The following is an 18,486-nucleotide window of genomic DNA, read 5'->3' as shown; positions in this document are numbered from 1 at the left end:
CCAGAACCCGTCCACGGCCCTACGGACCTGCCCCGCCCGGCCTGGTCACGCGGGGGCGGCGAGCGTACGGCTGCTCCGGGCAGATGGGGTCGGTATCGACCCGGAACGGCACGGTTCAGGCCGGTTTTCCGGGCAGATGGGGTCGGTATCGACCCGAGGTTGCCGCGGCCTGGTCAGGCGGGGGGCTCGACGGGTTCGGGGACCAGGCGGCGTACGCCGTCGCGCATGTGGGCGACCAGCAGCCGGTCGGTGGCGGTCGGGTCGTCGGCCTGCAGCGCCTCGGCGATGGCACGGTGCTCGGCGACCCGGTCCTCGTTGGAGTCGTAGGTCGGTTCGAGGGCGTTGAGGCACATGCGGGTCTCGGTGAGCAGGGTCTGGTGCATCCACACGAGCCGGGGGCTGGCCGACTCGCGCACCAGCTGCTCGTGGAAGGCGAGGTCGGCGTCGGTCACGGCCTCGCGGTCGTCGTCGGCGGCCGCGCGCTCCATGGTGTCGACGACGCGCAGCAGCGAGCCGCCGGCCGTCGCGGCGGTGCCGGTGTCGTGCAGGTGCTCGGCCGCGCCGCGCTCGACGGCCTGCCGGGCGAGGTAGGTGTCGCGCACCCGCTCGGGCGTCATCTCGATGACGAAAAGCCCTCTGTTGCGGTAGGACTCGACGAGTCCCTCCTGGGTGAGGCGCTGCAGGCCCTCGCGCAGCGGGCCACGGCTGACGCCCAGCTGGCGGGCGAGCTCGACCTCGCCGAGCTGCTCGCCCGGACCGATGTCGCCCCGTGCGATGGCCTCGCGCACGGTGCGCGCGACCATGCTCGCGGTGGACTCCTGCACCAGCGGTGTCAGGCGGGACACGTTCGACATGATCAACGCTCCTGGGCGAAGAGGCGACCGGAGCCAGGCAGCGAGGGCCGGACTCCCAACAGCTGCAGACCTTTCCAGATCGTGACCTGGTTCGCGGTGAGGACGGGCCGTCCGGTCTCCGCCTCGGCGTCGGAGAGCCACTCCAGCGTGTGCATCGCGGTGTCGGGCACCAGCACCGCCTGCACGCGGTCGGACAGGTCGGCGCCGCGCACCACGGCGAGCACCTGCTCGCGCCCGAGCGTGCCGACCTCGGCCGCGGTGACGATGCCGTGGCTGCCCATCGCGACCACCTCGATGCCGGCCGCGCCGAGGAACGCCACGAACGCCTCGGCGATGTCCTGCGGGTAGGACGCCGCGACCGAGACCCGCTCGATCCCGAGGTGCCGGCAGGCGTCGACGAACGCGAACGACGTCGACGACGCCGGCCGCCCGACCGCCTCCGCCAGCTGCTCGGCCTGCTCGCGGGCCCCCTCCCACCCGAAGACGAACGAGCCCGACGTGCACGCCCACATCACCGACTCCGCGCCGTGCTCGGCGACCAGCTCCCGACCACCGGCGGCGAGATGGTCGGCGCGCCCGATCTCCAGCAGCGCGTCGACGCGGTGGGCGTCCTCGTCCATCCGGGTGTGCACCAGGGGCAGGTCGGGCGGGCGTACGCCGGCCTCGCGCAGCCGAGCGACGAACCGGGGGTAGTCGTCCTCGGCGCTGTAGCCGGGGTAGAGCAGTCCGACGGTGGGCACGGTCAGGCCTCCGATCCTGCGCCGGGAGAACGGAACTCGAGCGCGGAGCCGTCCGGCGCGTCGGGCGCGGCGCCGGCCGTGCTGTCCGGTGCGAGGAGGCGCCAGGCAGCGAGGGCGTACGTGCGGGCGGCCACCGTGAGCTCGTCGACACCGACCGACTCGTCGGGCCGGTGCGCCTGCTCGTTGACCGACCCGGGGCCGAGCACGACCACCGGCACGCCGAGGTCGCGCGCCACGAAACCGCCGTCGCACGCGGCGGTCCAGCCGCCGAGCCCGAGGCCCGGGCCGCCGGCCGCGCCGAGCGACGACTCGACCGCGGTGACGAACGCGTTGTCCGGGGCGGTCTCGAACCCCGGCATCCACATCGGCAGGTCGATCTCGACGCGCAGCCCGTCGCGCTCCAGCCCGAGCGCGTCGACGCGCGCGACCACCTCGCGCAGCACCTGCTCGGCGTCCTCGCCGGGGAGCAGCCGCCGGTCGGCCAGCACCCGGCACTCGGCCGGCACGATCGAGGTGCCGGTGCCGCCCTCGACGACGCCGACGCTCCAGGTCGCCGGACCCGCGAGCGGGTGCGGCGCGGCGGCGAGCTCGGTGTGCCAGTCGCGCAGCGCGGTGACGATCCGGGCCGCGCCGTAGATCGCGTTGGCGCCGTCGTCGGGCCGCCCGCTGTGCGCCGCCGTGCCGTGCACCCGGATGTCGAGGTAGGCGTCGCCGCGCGCCGCGATCACGGTCTGCAGGTCGGTGGGCTCGGCCGTCACGCACCCGACGTACGCCTTCGCGGGCTGCTGCGCGACCCACGCCCTGATGCCGACGCCACCCTGCTCCTCGTCCACCGTCGCGGCCAGCTCGACCCCGCCGGTGAGCGTGCGTCCGGTCGCGCGGGCGTGCTCCTGCACCGCCGCCATGGCCTCGACGGCCGCGGCGAGCCCACCCTTCATGTCGGTCGTGCCGCGGCCGAAGACGCGACCGCCGTCGACCTCGCCGCCGAACGGGTCGCGCGTCCAGCCCTCGCCGACCGGCACGACGTCGGTGTGGCCGAGCAGCAGCAGCGCCGGACCGCCCGCGTCGCCGGTGGTGCGGGCGAACAGGTTGTCGCGGCCGGCCTCCGCGGTCTCGGTGCGCACGTCGAGGTCGCGCTCCCGGCAGACGGCCGCGAGCGTGGCGACGGTCTCGGCCTCCTGGCCCGGCGGGTTCTCCCCGCGGGCGCGCACCAGCCGCTGCGTCGCGGCGACGATGCGGTCGGTGTCGATCCGGTCGAGCAGCGCCAGCTCGACCGCCGTGAGCGGGGGTGCGGTCTGCGCGCTCATCGGCGCACCCGCTCGACGGCGCGGGCCAGCCGGCGCACGCCCTCGTGGATGCGCTCCGGCGGCATCGAGGCGAAGCACAGCCGCAGGTCGTGCGGGAAGCGGCGCCCGGGGGAGAGGGCGTTGCCGGGGATGTAGGCGACGCCCTCGGCGAGGGCGACCTCGAAAAGCCTTTCGGTGTCGACGGACTCGTCGAAGCTGACCCACAGGAAGAAGCCGCCCTCGGGGTCGGTCCAGCGGGCCTGGTCGCCCAGGTGCTCGGTGAGCGCGGCCTGCATCGCCTCCTTGCGCACGCGGTACGACGCGCGCTGGGTCACGAGGTGGTCCTGCAGGTGACCCTCGCGCAGGAAGCCGGCCACGAGGCGCTGCAGCGGCAGGTTGGTGCAGGTGTCCATCGCCTGCTTGGCGTTGATCAGCAGCGGCTGCAGGCTCGGGTCGGCGTCGACCCACCCCACCCGCAGACCCGGCGCGATGATCTTCGAGAACGTGCGCACCGAGAAGACCAGCGGGTCACCGCCAGCGAGCTCGTGCAGCGACGGCACCGGCTCCCCGGCGAACCGCAGCATGCCGTACGGGTCGTCGTCGATCACCACGCTGCCCCACCGGCGCGCCAGCTCCAGCAGCCGCTGCCGCCGCTCCAGCGTCAGGGTCGCGCCGGACGGGTTCTGGAAGGTGGGGATGACGTACAGCGCCTTGGGGGTGCGCCCCGCGCGCTCGACCAGCCGCTCCAGCTGCTCGACGTCGAGCCCGTCGGCGTCGACCGGGGCCTCCAGCAGCTCGGCCTGGTAGGACAGCGCGGTCGCGGATCCGTTGGTGTACGTGGGGGACTCGACGACGACCAGATCGCCCGGGTCGACGAGCAGCTTGAACGCCAGGTCGAGCCCCTGCATCCCGCCGGAGGTGATGAACAGCCGCTCGGCGGTCGTGGCGTCGGTGGTGCCGGCCAGCTCCGCGAGCAGCGCCTCGACCAGCGCGGGGTCGCCCTCGGTCGCGGCGTAGTCGAACGCGTCGGGTGCCTCCGCGCCCATCGCCGCGATCCCGACCTGGGCCAAGGTGTGCGTCGGAATCGCTTCTGGCGCAGGCGAACCCATCGCGAAGCGCACGATGTCGTGCGTCTGCCGCGCCAGCAGCGAGGTGCTGGAGTCGATCACCGAGCCGACCAGGTCCGAGGCTCGCGACGCGAGCGGGATCGGGGTCGTCGGGGTGGTGGTCATGCGCTCACTCCTTGATCGTCAGTCCGCGGGGTACGTGCGCCAGCAGCTCGGGTCCGTCGTCGGTCACCAGCACCGACTCGGAGGTCTCGTAGCCCCAGCCGTCCATCCACATGCCGAGGATCACGTGGAACGCCATGCCGGCCCGCAGCTCGGTCTCCTCCTCGGCGCGCAGGCTCACCGTGCGCTCGCCCCAGTCGGGCGGGTAGCCGATGCCGATGGAATAGCCGATGCGCGACTCCTTGCTGAGCCCGGCGCGGGCGATGGTGGAGGCGAACGCTTGGTGCACCTCGCGACCGGTGCGCCCCGGTCGCAGCTGCTCCAGCGCGGCGAGCATCCCGTCGCTGACGGCGTCGGCGCACGACGACAGCCGGTGCGGGGGCCGGCCGAGCACGACGGTGCGCGCCAGCGGCGCGTGGTAGCGATGGCGTACGCCCGCCAGCTCGATCGTCGTCGCCTCGCCGGCGACGAGGGGCAGGTCCGACCAGGTCAGGTGGGGTGTGCCGGCCGTCTCGCCGGTCGGCAGCATCGGCACGATCGCGGGGTAGTCGCCGCCGATCTGGTGGGCGCCGAGCGCCTGCGCGTGCTGGATCTCGGCGACCACGTCGCACTGGCGGCGCCCGACCTCGATCTGCTCGATCGCGATGCGCATGACGCGCTCGGTCACCTGGCCGGCCGCGCGCAGCGTCTCCTGCTCCAGCGGCGACTTGACCAGCCGCACCCAGTTGACCAGCTCGTGGCTGTCGACGAGCGCGGCGTGACGCAGGCGCGCGTGCAGCGCGAAGAAGCCGCGCGGGGAGAAGTAGTGCGCGTCGATCTCGGCCGCGACCTGGCTGCCCGGGTCGTCGCGCAGCACGCCGATCTCCAGCGCCCGCGCGGCGATCCAGTCGTAGGGGTGCACGTCGGGCCGGTGCACGAGACGCTCGGGGTAGCCGTGCACCTGCTCCCGCGGCAGCGACGCCGTGTGGTGCGCACCCTGGGCGTCCATCGCGCGGGCGAACAGGTGGGGCGGCCCCTCGACCGGGACGACCAGGCACTGCGGGGTGTAGAACGACCACGCGTTGTAACCGGTCAGGTAGTACAGGTTCGCCGGGTCGACGACCACCAGCGAGGCGAGGTCGCGCTCGGCCATCCGGCGCTGCACCGCCTGCAGGCGAGCGACATACTCCTGGGCCGGAAACGGTTGCGGCCGAAGGGTGTTCGTCGTCACGCGGCCGGCCTGTGGTGAGTCACGGCGAGCAGTCGCTGCTGCTCGCCGATCGCGGCGATGCCCGCCAGCCGCAGCGCGGCCCACAGCGTCACCTGGTTCGCGGTGAGCACGGGGATGCCGAGCTCGCGCTCGAGCGGGGCGATGAGGTCGTACGTCGGGAGGTTGGTGCAGGAGATGAAGACCGCCTCGCAGTCGTCCCGGGCGACCGCCTCGCGCACCAGCTCGACGGTGGTGCCGTAGGGCACCCGCCAGATCAGGCCGCGCAGCTGCAGCAGGGTGCTCGCGGTGACGGTGATGCCCGAGGCGGACAGGAAGGCGCGCAGCCGGTCGGTGATGCGCTGGTCGTACGGCGTGGCCACCGCGAGGCGCCGGATCCCCAGGTGCCGCAGCGCCATCAGCAGCGCGCCGCTGGAGGTCACCGCCGCGGGCGTGCCCGACGCGAGCATCGAGGCGACCAGGGCGTGCTCACCCGCGACGCCCCCGACGAACGAGCCCGACGTGCAGGCGTAGGCGACCACCTCGGGACGGGTGGCGATGAGGCTGGAGGTGCACGCGGCGACCGTGTCGGGGTCACCCACCGTCGTGGCCTGCTCGACGCTCACCGGCAGCGAGGAGAAGGGCGTGCGGGTCAGCAGCAGCGCCGCCTGCTCAGGGACCCAGCGCCACAGCTCGCGGTCCAGCGCGAAGTCGTAGGGCGCGACCACCCCGATGCCCACCGACCCCACCGGCGCCTCGTCGGGCAGGTCCAGACCGACGTCGCCCGGGTCGGGCACGGCGGGGTGGCTGGGGAGCATGCGCCCATGGTGCATCCCGATGTGGATTGTTGACAATCTTTTGCCGATCGCGAGTTGCGCCCGGTTCCGTCCGCGTTCCGACCGGGACCGGGTTCAGGCTGGCCGCATGAGCACCAAGCAGAAGGACACGGGGAAGAAGCGGGGCCAGCAGCCACGAGCAGCCGTCGAGCCCGACCTCGACGGGCTGCGCATCGCGGCCCTGGACGTCTCGACCTGGCCGCAGTTCGCCGCCCTGGTCGAGCGGCACAACGGGATCTTCGGCGGGTGCTGGTGCACCTTCTTCGGGCCCGACTGCCCGGAGAAACGCCAGTCCTACGAGGGCAACCGGGCGCTGAAGCAGCGCTGGGTCGAGGAGGATGCGACGCACGCCGCGCTGGTCCTGGACGGGGAGGAGGCGGTCGGCTGGGCCGAGTTCGGGCCGCCCGAGGAGCTGCCGAACCTGCACCACCGCAAGCAGTACCTCGCCGAGCAGCAGCAGCCGCCGGACTTCCGGGTGACCTGCATCTTCGTCGACCGGCGATATCGGCGGCGCGGGGTGGCCGAGCTCGCGCTGCGCGGCGCGGTCGAGCTGATCGCGGCAGCCGGGGGAGGCGTCGTCGAGGGATATCCGCACGACCTCGACGGGCGCCGGATGTCGGCGTCGTTCGTCTACAACGGCACCCGCCGGATGTACGAGCGCGTCGGCTTCGTCTACGACCGCCCCAAGGGGAAGGGCAACTGCGTCATGGTCCGCGAGGTGGCGGCCGCGGGCTGAACGATGCGCCCGCCACCCGACGGCTACGCGCCCAAAGATTGTTGACAATCTCTCGGCCGCGTTCCTAGCGTGGCCGCCGTGGCTGCCCCGGTGCTGACTGTTCTCGTGGAGTCCGGCGGCGACGCCCCGGACCGGCTCGACCGGCTCGCGGGCCGCTTCGACGTCCGGGTGTGCGACAGCGACGGCCTGGCCGACGCGCTGCCCGGCACCGACGCCCTGCTGCTGTGGGACTTCTTCAACCCGGCGCTCGAGGCCGCCTGGCCGCGGCGCGACCGGCTGCGCTGGGTGCACGTGGCCGCCGCCGGCGTCGACGCGATCCTGTTCGACGGGCTGCGCGACTCCGACGTGGTGCTGACCAACGCGCGCGGCGTCTTCGACCGACCGATCGCCGAGTTCGTGCTGGCCAGCGTGCTCGCCCAGGACAAGCTGCTGCACGCCTCGGCCGACCTGCAGCGCGAGCGCACCTGGCGCCACCGCGAGCCGCGCGAGACCGCCGGGTCGCACGCCCTGGTCGTCGGCACCGGCGGGATCGGCCGGGCCACCGGCCGGCTGCTGCGGGCCGTCGGCATGCGGGTCACCGGGGCCGGTCGCACCGCCCGCGACGGCGACGACGACTTCGACCGCATCGTCGCGAGCGGCGAGCTGGCCCGGCACGTCGGCGACGTCGACCACCTGGTCAACGCCGCGCCGCTGACCCCGCAGACGACCGGCATCCTCGACGCGACGGTCTTCGCCGCGCTGCCCGCGCACGCCCACGTCGTCAACGTCGGACGCGGGCGCAGCCTGGTCGAGGTCGACCTGGTGCAAGCGATCGAGCAGGGGCAGGTCGCCGCCGCCTCCCTCGACGTCTTCGAGACCGAGCCGCTGCCGCCCGACTCCCCGCTGTGGACCCTGCCCGGGGTGCACGTCTCGGCCCACATGTCGGGCGACGTCGTCGGCTGGCGCGACCGGCTCGCCGACCAGTTCGTGGACCTCGCCGAGCGGTGGCTCGCCGACGAACCCCTGCCGTACGCCGTCGACAAGCAGGGCGGGTTCGTCGCCACGGGTGCGCGATGACCGACCTGTCGATGCTCGGCGCGCACGAGCTGGTCGCCGGATTCCGTTCCGGCACATGGACGCCCGTCGACGCGCTGAACTCGGCGCTCGACGCGGTGCGCCGGCTCGACGGCGCGGTCAACGCCATCACGATGCTCGACGAGCCGGCGGCCCGGGGAGCCGCGGAGCTGTCCGCGCGGCGCTGGCGGGCGGGGGAGCCGGTGGGCCCGGTCGACGGGGTGCCGCTCACCGTCAAGGACATGGTGCCGACCCGCGGCTGGCCGACCTATCGCGGCAGCAACCTCGTCGACGACACCGGCCCGTGGGACGTCGACGCACCGTTCGTCGCGCGGCTGCGCGAGTCGGGGCAGGTGATCTTCGGGAAGAACACCACGCCGGAGTTCGGGTGGAAGGGCGTGACCGACTCGCTGCGGCACGGCGTCACCCGCAACCCGTGGGACCCCGGTCGCACCTCCGGCGGGTCGAGCGGTGGCGCGGCGGCCGCGACGGCGCTCGGCATGGGCACCTGGTCGGTGGGCACCGACGGCGGCGGATCCGTCCGGATCCCAGGGGCGTTCAGCGGGGTGGTCGCTCTCAAGCCGACCTACGGCCAGGTGCCGATCTATCCGGCGAGCCCCTACGGCACGCTGTCGCACATCGGCCCGATGACCCGCTCGGTCACCGACTGCGCGCTGCTGCTCGACGTCATCGCCCGGCCCGACCCGCGCGACTGGTCGGCGATGCCCACCCACCCCGGCTCCTACCTCGACGGGCTCGACTCCGGCGTCTCCGGCACCAGGATCGCCTTCTCGCCCGACCTCGGCACCGGCCGCAACGACCCCGAGGTCGAGGCCGCCGTCCGGGCGGCGGTCGACGTGCTGCGCGAGCAGGGCGCGCAGGTCGACGAGATCGACCTGCGCATCGCCGACCCGGTCGAGGCGTTCCACACGCTGTGGTTCACCGGCGCGGCCAAGGTGATCGACGCGTACGGGCCGGGCGCGCGCGAGCGCATCGACCCCGGACTGCGTTCTGCCATCGAGGAGTTCGGCGACAGGGCCACCGCGGCGGACTACCTGGACGCGGTGGCGGTGCGCGCCGACCTGGGGCGGGTGATGGGGGAGCTGCACACGACGTATGCCGCGCTGCTGACCCCGACCATGCCGATCGCGGCGTTCCCCGCCGGTCAGCCCGCCCCCGACGGCTGGCCCTCGCCGCTGTGGACCTCGTGGACTCCCTACACCTACCCGTTCAACATGACCCAGCAGCCGGCGCTCACCGTGCCGTGCGGCTTCACCGGCGACGGGCTGCCGATCGGGCTGCAGGTCGTGGCCGCGCGGCACGACGACGCCGCGGCGCTGCGCGTGGGCCGGGCGTTCGAGCAGGCGACCACCTGGCACACCCAGCACCCGCCCCGCACCCGCTGACCCCGCGCAGGAGGAACCGTGCCCCGCCTCATCACCATCACTCTGGACCGCCGGCAGGTCTCGTGCACCGCCCGGCTGCTCGACGAGGTCGCCCCGCGCACCTGCGCGGCGGTCTGGGACGCGCTGCCGGTCACCGCGCCCGCCTTCCACGGGAAGTACGCCCGCAACGAGGTCTACGGCCTCGTCACCGACTGGGCGGCGGCCGAGCCCGGCCCGGAGAACACCACGATCACGCCGATCCCGCGCGACGTGTGCTGGTTCAGCTTCAGCGGCGACGACCTCGGCAACCCGGCGTACGGCTACGAGGCCGAGGGCGAGCACCGCGCCGCCGGGCGCATCGTGGACCTGGCGATCTTCTACGGCCGCAACAACCTGCTCATCAACGGCGACCAGGGCTACGTGCCCGGCAACGTGTTCGCCGAGATCACCGACGGCTACGAGCAGATGGTCGCCGCGTGCCAGGACGTGTGGATGGGCGGGGCGCGCGGCGAGACGCTGACCTTTGCCCGCGCCGACGGGTCCTGAAGGCGCGCATGGGAGGGTTGGCCCCATGACGGCACGGCCCTCCGGGTGGTACGACGATCCCGACGACGAGACCCAGCTGCGCTACTGGGACGGGATCTTGTGGACCGAGCGGCGCACGCCGAAGGTCAAGCCCGGCCTCGACGGCTCGCGCATCGGCACCCCCAGCGCCTACCCCGACCCGGCCGAGCAGCAGCAGGCCGCCGCGCCCGGCACGACCGTGGGCGGCTCCCGCTTCGGCAACCCCGGCGACCCGTACGCGGGCCCGGGAGTGCCGCCGGCGCAGACTCCGCCGCACCAGACGTACGGCGGGCCGGGGCAGCCCGTCCCGCAGCAGTACGCCCAGCCCGGCTGGCAGCAGCAGGTCGCCCGCGGTGCGTTCACGCTCGAGGGGCAGCGGCTGAGCGGCTGGTGGCGCCGGTTCTTCGCGTGGTTCGTCGACGGCATCGTCGTGTTCGTCGTGGGCGCGCTGCTGGCGCTGCCGTGGGCGAGCGACTGGTTCGCCGGATACCGCAGCTACTGGAACGACGCGATGGACGCCGCGGCGTCGGGGTCGAGCCAGGCGCCGCCGGTGCCCGAGGAGCTCGCGGTCATGCCGGTGCAGCTAGCGCTGGCCGTCGCGCTGGTCTACGCGGTCTACGAGATCGCCATGGTGGTCTGGCGCGGTCGCACGCTCGGCAAGATGCTCACCGGCATCAGCGTGCGGTCGGTCGACGCCCCCCGCAAGCTCACCCTCGCCGAGGCCGCGCAGCGGTTCCTCGTGAAGGGAATCTCCAGCATCGTCAACGTGATTCCCGCGATCGGCGGCCTCGCGACGATCTTCACGCTGGTCGACGGTCTGTGGCCCCTCGGTGACTCGCGCAAGCAGGCCATCCACGACAAGGTCGGCAAGAGCCTGGTGGTCGTCGGGCCGCCGGAGGGCGCCCCCGCGGCGACGCCGCCCGGCCAGTACCCGGGTCAGTACCCGCAGCCGCCCTACGGAGGGATGCAGTGATGCGGGTCGCGATCTTCACCGGCTCCTCCGACGGGGCCGACCAGCGCTGGCACGAGGCCGCGACGCAGGTCACCCGCTACCTCGTGCGCCAGGGCGCCGGCATCGTCTACGGCGGCGCGTCGGTCGGCCTGATGGGCGCGGTCGCCGACATCGCGATCGAGGAGGGGGCCGAGATCGTCGGGGTCATCCCGCGCTCGCTGTTCTCCGAGGAGGTCCCGCACACGGGCCTGACCGAGCTGATCGAGGTCGACTCGATGCACGAGCGCAAGGCCGTGATGGCCCAGCGCGCCGACGCGTTCGTGGCGCTCCCCGGCGGCATCGGCACGCTCGAGGAGATCTTCGAGGTCTGGACCTGGCAGCACCTCGGGCTGCACGACAAGCCGGTCGCGTTCTACGACATCCACGGCTACTGGACGCCGCTGCTGCGCGCCCTCGACGGCATGGTCGACGCCGGCTTCCTCAGCCTGAAGGTGCGCGGCAGCCTCGTGGTCGCCGACACCCCGCAGGCGCTCTGGGCGGGGCTCGGCCAGGCCGAGCGCTGAGGCGCGGGCTCCGTCGGGAGCCGGACGGGCTCAGCCGAACGGGCCCGGCGCGCCCTGCCCGACCAGGGCCAGCACGACGAGCAGCCCCACCAGCATGGCGAGGTGGTTGGCCGCGCCCAGCACATCGCCGGTCACGCCGCCGACCTTGCGCCGCGCGACGGCCGACACCCCCGCGGCCGTGAGCAGCGCCGCGACCAGCACGACCGCCGACCACCACCCGAGCAGGCCCGCGCCGACCACCACGACCGTCAGCGCCGCGACCAGCCACGACGCGGCGGTCGGCGGGCGCGCCACCGACGCGCCGTGCCCGTCGTCGCGTGCCGGCGGGACCAGCGCGAGCATCGGCAGCACCACGAACCTGCTCACCAGGTGGGTGACGACCAACCCGCGCCCGGCGTACGCCATCGGCAGCGACGCGAGCGTCGTCACCAGCAGCAGCGACGACAGCACGACGGCCAGCGTGCCGTAGGTGCCGATGCGGCTGTCGCGCATGATCTCCAGCCGCCGCTCCTGGCTCCACCCGCCCCAGAGGCCGTCGACGGTGTCGGCGAGCCCGTCCTCGTGGAAGGCGCCGGTGACCAGCGCACCCACGACCGCCGCGAGCGCCGCGGCGGCCAGGGGCGGGAAGACCTGCCCGGCGAGCCAGAACGTGCCGGCGCAGGCGGCGCCCACCACGGCACCGACGAGCGGGAACCAGCCGACCGAGGCGTGCAGCCGCGCGGCGTGCTCGTCGGCGTCCTTCGCCGGCCGGGCCGGCACCGGGAGCCGCGTGAGAAACGTTGCGGCCGTGGCGAACTGGTCCCACGGGCGCACGACGGACCGGCTCACGACACGGGTCGCTGGGCGAGGACGTACGCGCGCTCGCTGGGCAGCTCGACCTGGGGGTGCGGCATGCGGGTCATGACCGAGACGATGTCGAGACCGTGCCGCTCGAGGTCGTCGAGCACGACCTCCGGCTCGAGGAAGTAGCCCTCCACGTCGACGCTGTGGCCGAACCAGGTCGTGAGCCGGTTGACGTCGCCGGGCTGGAACTCCTCGCTGCGGATGTGGAAGGCCAGCAGCGCGATGCCGCCCGGCTGCAGCACCCGGCGCAGCTCGGCGATCGTGCGGTCCCGGTCGGCGGGTCCGAGGTGGATGATCGAGTACATCAGCACCGCGGCCGCGAGGCTGCCGTCGGCCTGCGGCAGATCGGTCATCGAGGCGACCTCGAAGCGCACCTGCGGATGGTCGGCGCGCGCGATCTCGACCATCGAGCGCGACAGGTCGATGCCCACGACGTCGGCGCCGAGCCCGGCCAGGTGCGCGGCGACGTGACCGGGGCCGCAGCCGATGTCGGCCACGGTGCCGCCCGCGGCCATCTCCGCGACGGCGGCCAGGAGCGCGCGGTCGAGCGGCTTGCCGGCGAGCTCGTCGCGGATGGCCGCGGCGTACTCCGTCGCGACGGTGTCGTACGCCTGCCGCACCCGCTCCTCGCGCGGGTCCTGAGATGCCATGGACGCCAATCTAGTTCGCGCCCGGCGGGTCCACCCTCCGGCGTCTACCCGGGCGGGGCGGCCCGGCCACGGCGGGTGCGCACCACGACGGCGACCGCCGCGGTGACAGCGACAGCGCCCCAGGCGACCACGCTCGCGCCCAGGCCGAGCGCCAGGTCAGGTGCCCACAGCCGGACCTCTCGCCAGCCGTAGCCGACCAGCCGCGGGGTGAGCGCGGCCAGCGCGGCCAGGACGACCCCGAGCACGGCCAGGGCGGTGAGCGCCGCCCGCCGGCGCCGGTCGCGACGCAGCCCGGCGCGCACCGCGAGCGCGGCGCAGACCAGACCCACCGCGGCCAGCGCCACCGCGACCCACGGCGCGGCGGACAGGACCGGGTCGGGGGACATCGGTTGCTGCGGGACTGCGGCCGCGGCGCGCAGCAGGTCGGGCCCGACCCCGGCCAGCGCCGGCGCCGCCGCCTCGGAGTAGGCGTTCGCCAGCACGATGACCGCGCGGTCGTTCGCCGGGTCGAGCAGCACGTGGGTGAAGAAGCCCGGGGTGGCCCCGGTGTGCTCGACGACGGGGCGGGGGAGACCGTCGAGCTGCGTTGTGCGCCAACCGAATCCGTACGACTGTGTCGCCGACGTGCGCACCTGCGCCCGCTGCATCGTGGCCAGCCCGGAGCTGCTCAGCACCGAGGTGTTCGGGGCGACGCCGAGCTGGAACCGGGCGTAGCGCACGAGGTCGTCGGGGGTGGCGCCGACGTAGCCGTAGGGCACCCCGCTCTGGGAGTAGCCGCGGTCGAACGGGCGCGCGCGACCGAACGGCAGCCGGTTCCCGGCCCCGACGCCGGACGCGTCGGCCTGGGCGCTCGTCGTGATCGCGCCGGACATGCCCAGCGGGTCGGTGACGCGCTCGCGCAGCGCCCGACCGAAGTCGGTGCCGGTGACCTGCTCGACGATCGCGCCGAGCAGGAGGTAGTTCGCGTCGGAGTAGGCGTACGTCGTCCCGGGCTCGGACGCGAGCGTCACCTCCCGGAGCGACGAGGCGAGGCGGCGCAGGGTCTCGGGCCGGTCGTCGACCACGTCGGCCCGCTCCAGTCCCGCGCTGCGGCTGAGGCCGCTGGTGTGCGTGAGCAGCTGGCGCACCGAGACCGCACCGAGGCCGTTGGGGGCGCCCCGCAGGTCGGGCAGCCGCCGGTCCACCCGGTCGTCGAGGCCGAGCTGTCCCTCCTGCACGAGGTTCAGCACGAGGGTCGCGGTGAACGACTTCGACACCGACCCGACGAGGAACGGCGTGCTGCCGCTGACCGGCCGGCCACCGGCTCGCCCCTCGGCGAACCGGGCGACCACCCGGTCGCCCTGCACGACCACCGCGGTCCAGCCCGGGACGTCGAGGTCGCGCAGCGGCTGCACCGCTCGTTGCTGCGCGGCAGCCGGGTCGGCGGCCGGCCAGGCGGGCGGCACCCAGAGCGTGGCGAGCAGGGCGAGCAGTGCGGACGCGGCGACGGCCAGGCGGGTGCGCATGCCGATAACCATATAACCATATGGAAATGAGGCTTGTCGTCTAGGGTGCCGGCATGCCTCGCACCGCCGACCACGACGCCCGTCGCACACTCATCCGGGACGCGGTGCGCCAGGTCGCGGTCAGCGACGGGCTGGCGGCGGTGACCATCGCGCGCACGGCGGAGGCAGCCGGCATCTCGGTGGGGCTCGTGCAGCACTATTACGCCAGCAAGGACGACCTCGTCGTCGCGGTCTACGAGCAGCTGCTGGACCAGATGCACGCCCGGGTCGACGTCGGGATCGCCCGCGCCGAGCGCAAGCACGCCCGCATCGAGCACATCCTGGGCGAGGCGCTGCACCAGCTCCTCCCGCTCGACAAGGCTCGGCGCGAGGAGGTCTATCTGGACCTGACGTTCACCGGGCTGGCGCTGGACAACCCCCGGCTGCTGGCCGCGCTGCGCGGCTCCGAGGCACACCTGACCGAGCGAGTGCGCCAGGCGGTCGCGAACGGGAAGGAGTGCGGCGAGGTCGAGTCCGGGCTCGACGCCGACGTCGCGGCGGCGGGACTGGTCGCGACGGTCCGCGGCCTGGCGCGAGCGGGTTACCTCGCGCGCGGACGCGGCTCGGCGGAGGCTCGCCGGCGGGCCTCCGCCGTGATCGAGCAGCGGTGCGCGCAGATCTTCACCGGGCCCTGCTCGCGTCAGCAGGGCACCGGCTGATCAGTCTGCCGGGAGGATCGTGCCGGTGACCTCACCCAGGCCGATCCGGATGCCGTCGGCGCCGGGTGCGGAGTAGCGGATGGTGACGGTGTCGCCGTCCTCGAGGAAGGTGCGCGTCGAGCCGTTGGGCAGGGTGATCGGCTGCTCGCCGCTCCAGGTGAGCTCGAGCAGGCTGCCGCGCTGGTCGGCCTCCGGTCCCGACACGGTGCCCGAGGCGAACAGGTCGCCGTCGCGCAGCGAGGCGCCGTTCACGGTCAGGTGCGCGAGCATCTGGCTGGGCGACCAGTACATCGTCGAGTACGGCGGGCGCGCCACGACCGAGCCGTTCAGCTCGACCTCGATGGCGATGTCGAGACCGAACAGGTCATCGCCCAGCAGGTAGTCCATCGGGCGCGGATCCTGCTGCGGCAGAGGGGTCTTCGCCGCCTGCAGCGCTTCCATGGGTGTCACCCACGCGCCGACCGAGGACGCGAAGGACTTGCCGAGGAACGGGCCGAGCGGGACGTACTCCCAGGCCTGGATGTCGCGCGCGCTCCAGTCGTTGAACGCCAGGACGCCGAACAGGTGCTCGCTCGCCTCGTCGACCGAGACGCGGCTGCCGAGCTCGGTCCCACCGGCCACCACGAAGCCGAGCTCGGCCTCGATGTCGAGGCGCACGCTGGGGCCGAAGACCGGCTGGTCCTCGGTCGGCGGCCTGCGCTGACCCACCGGGCGACGGATGTCGGTGCCGCTGACCACGACCGTGCCGGAGCGACCGTGGTAGCCGATCGGCAGGTGCTTCCAGTTCGGCGTGAGGGCGTCGCCGTCGGGTCGGAAGATCCGGCCCACGTTGGTGGCGTGGTGCTCGCTGGCGTAGAAGTCGACGTAGTCGGCGACCTCGACGGGCAGGTGCAGCGTGACGTCGGACAGGTGGTGCAGGTGCGGTTCGACGGCCGCACGGAGCTCGGGGTCGGAGAGCAGCCCGACGACCCAGGCACGAGCCGACTCCCACGCCGGCTTCCCTTCTGCCAGAAGGGCGTTCAGCGACGGCTGCTGCCACAGCCGCGCGGTCCCGCTGCCGGTCGAACCCGCCGCCGCGCCGAGGTCGAGCACCTGGTCGCCGACCCGCACGCCCACCCTGCGCACGCCGTCGGCGCCCGAGAAGACGCCGTAGGGGAGCGCGGTGATGCCGTACGGGTGGTCGGCGGGCAGGTCGAGCCAGCTGCTCGTCACAGGTTCTCCTCGATCAGGCCGAGATCGGACAGGTCATGGATGGGGTCGAGCACGTCGCAGCAGCCGTAGGAGTGAAAAGCGTTGCGCACGCTGGCGATCCGCGGGTCGTCGAGCTCGCGCACCAGGCCGGCGATGACGTCGCTGTCGCGCTGCTCGAGCAGCGTCACGGCCTGGGCCGTCGAGGACCCGCGCAGGATCTGGTCGGTCGCGAGCAGCACGTTGAGGAAGCCGAACTGGTCCTCCCCGCCGTCGGCGGTGCTGGTGCGGTGGGAGACCGCGCGGTGCAGGCCGCCGGTGAGCTTGAACGACAGCCCTTGGCCCGTCGCCGAGGCGATGAAGCCGCCCAGGGCGGACGCGCTCGGCACGGCGTTGCTGGGCGTCGACCCGGTGCGCAGCTTCGCGCGCACCTGCTCCGACCCCTCCGAGGCGAGGTCGGCCATCGGCTCGTCGACGGCCTGCTCCGGGGTCACCTCGACCGCGACCGGCACCCCGAGCTCGAGCGCCGCGCGCCAGTCGGGGGAGTAGGTCAGCTCCAGCCCGGCGAGGGAGTGGCCGTCGGCGTCGACGAGCAGCTGGGCGGCGGTGAGCAGCTGGTCGAGCGTGACGTCGCTGCGGCCGACGACCGACACCGTGACCGGGGTGGAGCCGGCCACCGCCTCGCTGACCAGGGTGGGCGGCAGCAGCAGCGGACCGACCAGGTCGCTGATCGAGCTGCCGCGCCGCTCGACCCGGCGCGAGATCGCCTCGTCGAGCGGGAAGTTTCCGGGCGGGAAGACCGCCGCGTCATCGATGAGGCCCGCGAAAAGGGCGCGCGGGGGCACGCTGGAGGGCGTTGACATGCCCGTCACGCTACTGCATCCTCGTCGCGCCGATGAGACGCCGACGTCCGAAAATCGGACGCCCGGCGCGCGCGGATCGGCACTCGCGAGGAGAGGCTGCGATGGCGTACTACCAGGCGATGGGTTCGGTGCCCCGGCACCGGCACACGATGCACGACCGGCCCGACGGCGGCCTCTACTACGAGGAGCTGATGGGCGAGGAGGGCTTCTCCTCCGACTCCTCGCTGCTCTACCACCGCGGGCTCCCGTCGGCGATCACCGACGCCCAGGTGTGGAACCTCGGCAACTCGATGGCGACCACGCCCAACCACCCGCTCGTGCCGCGCCACCTGAAGCTGCACGACCTGTTCCCCGACGACGAGACCGGACGCGACGTCGTCACCGGGCGTCGCCTCGTGCTCGGCAACGCCGACGTGCGGCTGCTCTACGTCAAGGCCGACGCGCCAAGTCCGTGGTACCGCAACGGGATCGGCGACGAGTGCATCTACGTCGAGCGCGGCGGCGCGCGCGTCGAGACCGTGTTCGGGGCGTTCGACGTGCGCGAGGGCGACTACCTGGTCGTCCCGCGCGCGACCACCCACCGCTGGCTCCCGCTCGTCGAGGGCGACGACGACTTCGTCGAGCCGCTCCGGGCGTACTGCATCGAGGCGAGCTCGCACATCACCCCGCCCAAGCGATACCTGTCCCGCTTCGGGCAGCTGCTGGAGCACGCGCCGTACTGCGAGCGCGACCTGCGCGGGCCGCAGGGGCCGTTGCTGGCCGAGGACGTCGGCGCCGACGCGACCGAGCCGACCCAGGTCTACATCAAGCACCGCGGCAACGGGCCCGGCGGCGTGGTCGGCACGATCTACACCTACCCCTACCACCCGCTCGACGTCGTGGGCTGGGACGGCTGCCTCTACCCCTACGCCTTCAACATCGCCGACTACATGCCGATCACCGGCAAGGTGCACCAGCCGCCGCCCGTGCACCAGGTGTTCGAGGGCCACAACTTCGTGGTCTGCAACTTCGTGCCGCGCAAGGTCGACTACCACGAGCGGTCGATCCCGGTGCCGTACTACCACTCCAACGTCGACAGCGACGAGATCATGTTCTACGTCGCCGGCGACTACGAGGCGCGCAAGGGCTCGGGCATCGGGCGCGGCTCGATCTCGGTGCACCCGGGCGGGCACGCGCACGGCCCGCAGCCCGGCGCCTACGAGGCCTCGGTGGGCGTGCACTACTTCGACGAGACCGCCGTCATGGTCGACACCTTCCGCCCGCTCGACCTCGGCGAGGCCGGCGTCGCCGTGGACGACGGGAAGTACGCCTGGAGCTGGGTGGGCGGTCGCGACGCCTAGGCCCGCCGTGCGGGC

At 73.6% G+C, this 18,486-nt stretch carries 19 protein-coding genes; 8 read left to right on the top strand and 11 right to left on the bottom strand.

Features of this window, described 5'->3' with window-relative positions; genetic code table 11:
• Positions 1–173: 173 nt before the first annotated feature.
• Genes FB554_RS09765 through FB554_RS09740 form a run of 6 tightly spaced genes read right to left on the bottom strand, consistent with a single transcriptional unit; the run spans position 174 to position 6,113 of the window.
• On the bottom strand, positions 174–854 hold the full coding sequence (locus FB554_RS09765; protein WP_142005782.1) for a GntR family transcriptional regulator: 681 nt from the start codon (positions 852–854) through the stop codon (positions 174–176).
• A gap of 2 nt (positions 855–856) precedes the next feature.
• Positions 857–1,594 (bottom strand): maleate cis-trans isomerase family protein, encoded by a 738-nt coding sequence (locus FB554_RS09760; RefSeq protein WP_236022358.1) that lies wholly within the window; start codon positions 1,592–1,594, stop codon positions 857–859.
• A 2-nt stretch (positions 1,595–1,596) separates the two neighbouring features.
• Positions 1,597–2,901, bottom strand: coding sequence for a M20 family metallopeptidase (locus FB554_RS09755; RefSeq protein ID WP_142005781.1), 1,305 nt, complete (start codon positions 2,899–2,901; stop codon positions 1,597–1,599).
• Positions 2,898–4,112: an aminotransferase-like domain-containing protein gene (locus tag FB554_RS09750; protein WP_142005780.1), complete on the bottom strand. Its 1,215-nt coding sequence runs from the start codon at positions 4,110–4,112 to the stop codon at positions 2,898–2,900. The genes FB554_RS09755 and FB554_RS09750 overlap by 4 nt, the downstream gene beginning before the upstream one ends.
• Before the next feature lie 4 nt (positions 4,113–4,116).
• Positions 4,117–5,319 (bottom strand): M24 family metallopeptidase, encoded by a 1,203-nt coding sequence (locus FB554_RS09745; RefSeq protein WP_142005779.1) that lies wholly within the window; start codon positions 5,317–5,319, stop codon positions 4,117–4,119.
• A complete protein-coding gene (locus tag FB554_RS09740; RefSeq protein WP_211344572.1) occupies positions 5,316–6,113 on the bottom strand; it encodes a maleate cis-trans isomerase family protein in 798 nt (265 codons plus the stop codon). The genes FB554_RS09745 and FB554_RS09740 overlap by 4 nt, the downstream gene beginning before the upstream one ends.
• Before the next feature lie 106 nt (positions 6,114–6,219).
• Here FB554_RS09740 and FB554_RS09735 point away from each other — a divergent pair, with 106 nt between their 5' ends.
• The 6 genes from FB554_RS09735 (at position 6,220) to FB554_RS09710 (ending at position 11,384) form a co-directional block, all read left to right on the top strand.
• Positions 6,220–6,867 carry a GNAT family N-acetyltransferase gene (locus FB554_RS09735; protein WP_142005778.1) on the top strand — a complete coding sequence of 216 codons (648 nt, stop codon included), beginning with the start codon at positions 6,220–6,222 and terminating at the stop codon, positions 6,865–6,867.
• Positions 6,868–6,945: 78 nt separating this feature from the next.
• A complete protein-coding gene (locus FB554_RS09730) occupies positions 6,946–7,923 on the top strand; it encodes a D-2-hydroxyacid dehydrogenase (protein ID WP_236022357.1) in 978 nt (325 codons plus the stop codon).
• Complete coding sequence (locus FB554_RS09725; protein WP_142005776.1) at positions 7,920–9,326, top strand: amidase; 1,407 nt, start codon at positions 7,920–7,922, stop codon at positions 9,324–9,326. The genes FB554_RS09730 and FB554_RS09725 overlap by 4 nt, the downstream gene beginning before the upstream one ends.
• A gap of 18 nt (positions 9,327–9,344) precedes the next feature.
• Complete coding sequence (locus FB554_RS09720; protein WP_142005775.1) at positions 9,345–9,851, top strand: DUF3830 family protein; 507 nt, start codon at positions 9,345–9,347, stop codon at positions 9,849–9,851.
• Between the two features lie 25 nt (positions 9,852–9,876).
• A complete protein-coding gene (locus tag FB554_RS09715; RefSeq protein ID WP_142005774.1) occupies positions 9,877–10,842 on the top strand; it encodes an RDD family protein in 966 nt (321 codons plus the stop codon).
• Positions 10,842–11,384: an LOG family protein gene (locus tag FB554_RS09710; RefSeq protein WP_142005773.1), complete on the top strand. Its 543-nt coding sequence runs from the start codon at positions 10,842–10,844 to the stop codon at positions 11,382–11,384. Before FB554_RS09715 ends, FB554_RS09710 begins: the two co-directional genes overlap by 1 nt.
• Positions 11,385–11,414: 30 nt before the next feature.
• Here the strand turns inward: FB554_RS09710 and cobS are convergent, their stop codons facing one another.
• Genes cobS through FB554_RS09695 form a run of 3 tightly spaced genes read right to left on the bottom strand, consistent with a single transcriptional unit; the run spans position 11,415 to position 14,382 of the window.
• The gene (gene cobS / locus FB554_RS09705; protein WP_211344571.1) at positions 11,415–12,212 is read right to left on the bottom strand and encodes an adenosylcobinamide-GDP ribazoletransferase; all 798 of its coding nucleotides are present in this window, start codon (positions 12,210–12,212) and stop codon (positions 11,415–11,417) included.
• Positions 12,209–12,877 (bottom strand): class I SAM-dependent methyltransferase, encoded by a 669-nt coding sequence (locus FB554_RS09700; RefSeq protein WP_142005772.1) that lies wholly within the window; start codon positions 12,875–12,877, stop codon positions 12,209–12,211. Before FB554_RS09700 ends, cobS begins: the two co-directional genes overlap by 4 nt.
• 44 nt (positions 12,878–12,921) lie before the next feature.
• On the bottom strand, positions 12,922–14,382 hold the full coding sequence (locus tag FB554_RS09695; RefSeq protein WP_170206837.1) for a serine hydrolase domain-containing protein: 1,461 nt from the start codon (positions 14,380–14,382) through the stop codon (positions 12,922–12,924).
• A gap of 53 nt (positions 14,383–14,435) precedes the next feature.
• Between FB554_RS09695 and FB554_RS09690 the strand changes: the two genes are divergently transcribed.
• Positions 14,436–15,080: a TetR/AcrR family transcriptional regulator gene (locus tag FB554_RS09690; protein ID WP_142005770.1), complete on the top strand. Its 645-nt coding sequence runs from the start codon at positions 14,436–14,438 to the stop codon at positions 15,078–15,080.
• Here FB554_RS09690 and fahA read toward each other — a convergent pair whose 3' ends face one another.
• A complete protein-coding gene (gene fahA / locus FB554_RS09685; RefSeq protein WP_142005769.1) occupies positions 15,081–16,292 on the bottom strand; it encodes a fumarylacetoacetase in 1,212 nt (403 codons plus the stop codon).
• Positions 16,289–17,131, bottom strand: a complete 843-nt coding sequence (locus FB554_RS09680) for a hypothetical protein (RefSeq protein WP_142005768.1) — start codon at positions 17,129–17,131, stop codon at positions 16,289–16,291. The genes fahA and FB554_RS09680 overlap by 4 nt, the downstream gene beginning before the upstream one ends.
• Positions 17,132–17,232: 101 nt before the next feature.
• On the opposite strand from FB554_RS09680, the gene FB554_RS09675 reads away from it, so the two are divergent.
• Positions 17,233–18,471: a homogentisate 1,2-dioxygenase gene (locus FB554_RS09675; RefSeq protein WP_142005767.1), complete on the top strand. Its 1,239-nt coding sequence runs from the start codon at positions 17,233–17,235 to the stop codon at positions 18,469–18,471.
• Positions 18,472–18,486: the final 15 nt, after the last annotated feature.

The organism is Barrientosiimonas humi, from assembly GCF_006716095.1.
GTDB classification, from domain to species: Bacteria; Actinomycetota; Actinomycetes; order Actinomycetales; family Dermatophilaceae; genus Barrientosiimonas; species Barrientosiimonas humi.
The sequence above is the reverse complement of the archived record's forward strand: the minus strand, read 5'-3'. Positions and strand labels throughout refer to the sequence as shown.

What these genes read in the sequence shown, in the direction of transcription:
- FB554_RS09765 (WP_142005782.1), bottom strand. Translation starts at nt 854, where the DNA reads ATGTCGAACGTGTCCCGCCTGACACCGCTGGTGCAGGAGTCCACCGCG.
- FB554_RS09755 (WP_142005781.1), bottom strand. Translation starts at nt 2,901, where the DNA reads ATGAGCGCGCAGACCGCACCCCCGCTCACGGCGGTCGAGCTGGCGCTG.
- FB554_RS09750 (WP_142005780.1), bottom strand. Translation starts at nt 4,112, where the DNA reads ATGACCACCACCCCGACGACCCCGATCCCGCTCGCGTCGCGAGCCTCG.
- FB554_RS09740 (WP_211344572.1), bottom strand. Translation starts at nt 6,113, where the DNA reads ATGCTCCCCAGCCACCCCGCCGTGCCCGACCCGGGCGACGTCGGTCTG.
- FB554_RS09735 (WP_142005778.1), top strand. Translation starts at nt 6,220, where the DNA reads ATGAGCACCAAGCAGAAGGACACGGGGAAGAAGCGGGGCCAGCAGCCA.
- FB554_RS09725 (WP_142005776.1), top strand. Translation starts at nt 7,920, where the DNA reads ATGACCGACCTGTCGATGCTCGGCGCGCACGAGCTGGTCGCCGGATTC.
- FB554_RS09715 (WP_142005774.1), top strand. Translation starts at nt 9,877, where the DNA reads ATGACGGCACGGCCCTCCGGGTGGTACGACGATCCCGACGACGAGACC.
- FB554_RS09710 (WP_142005773.1), top strand. Translation starts at nt 10,842, where the DNA reads ATGCGGGTCGCGATCTTCACCGGCTCCTCCGACGGGGCCGACCAGCGC.
- FB554_RS09700 (WP_142005772.1), bottom strand. Translation starts at nt 12,877, where the DNA reads ATGGCATCTCAGGACCCGCGCGAGGAGCGGGTGCGGCAGGCGTACGAC.
- FB554_RS09695 (WP_170206837.1), bottom strand. Translation starts at nt 14,382, where the DNA reads ATGCGCACCCGCCTGGCCGTCGCCGCGTCCGCACTGCTCGCCCTGCTC.
- FB554_RS09690 (WP_142005770.1), top strand. Translation starts at nt 14,436, where the DNA reads ATGCCTCGCACCGCCGACCACGACGCCCGTCGCACACTCATCCGGGAC.
- FB554_RS09680 (WP_142005768.1), bottom strand. Translation starts at nt 17,131, where the DNA reads ATGTCAACGCCCTCCAGCGTGCCCCCGCGCGCCCTTTTCGCGGGCCTC.
- FB554_RS09675 (WP_142005767.1), top strand. Translation starts at nt 17,233, where the DNA reads ATGGCGTACTACCAGGCGATGGGTTCGGTGCCCCGGCACCGGCACACG.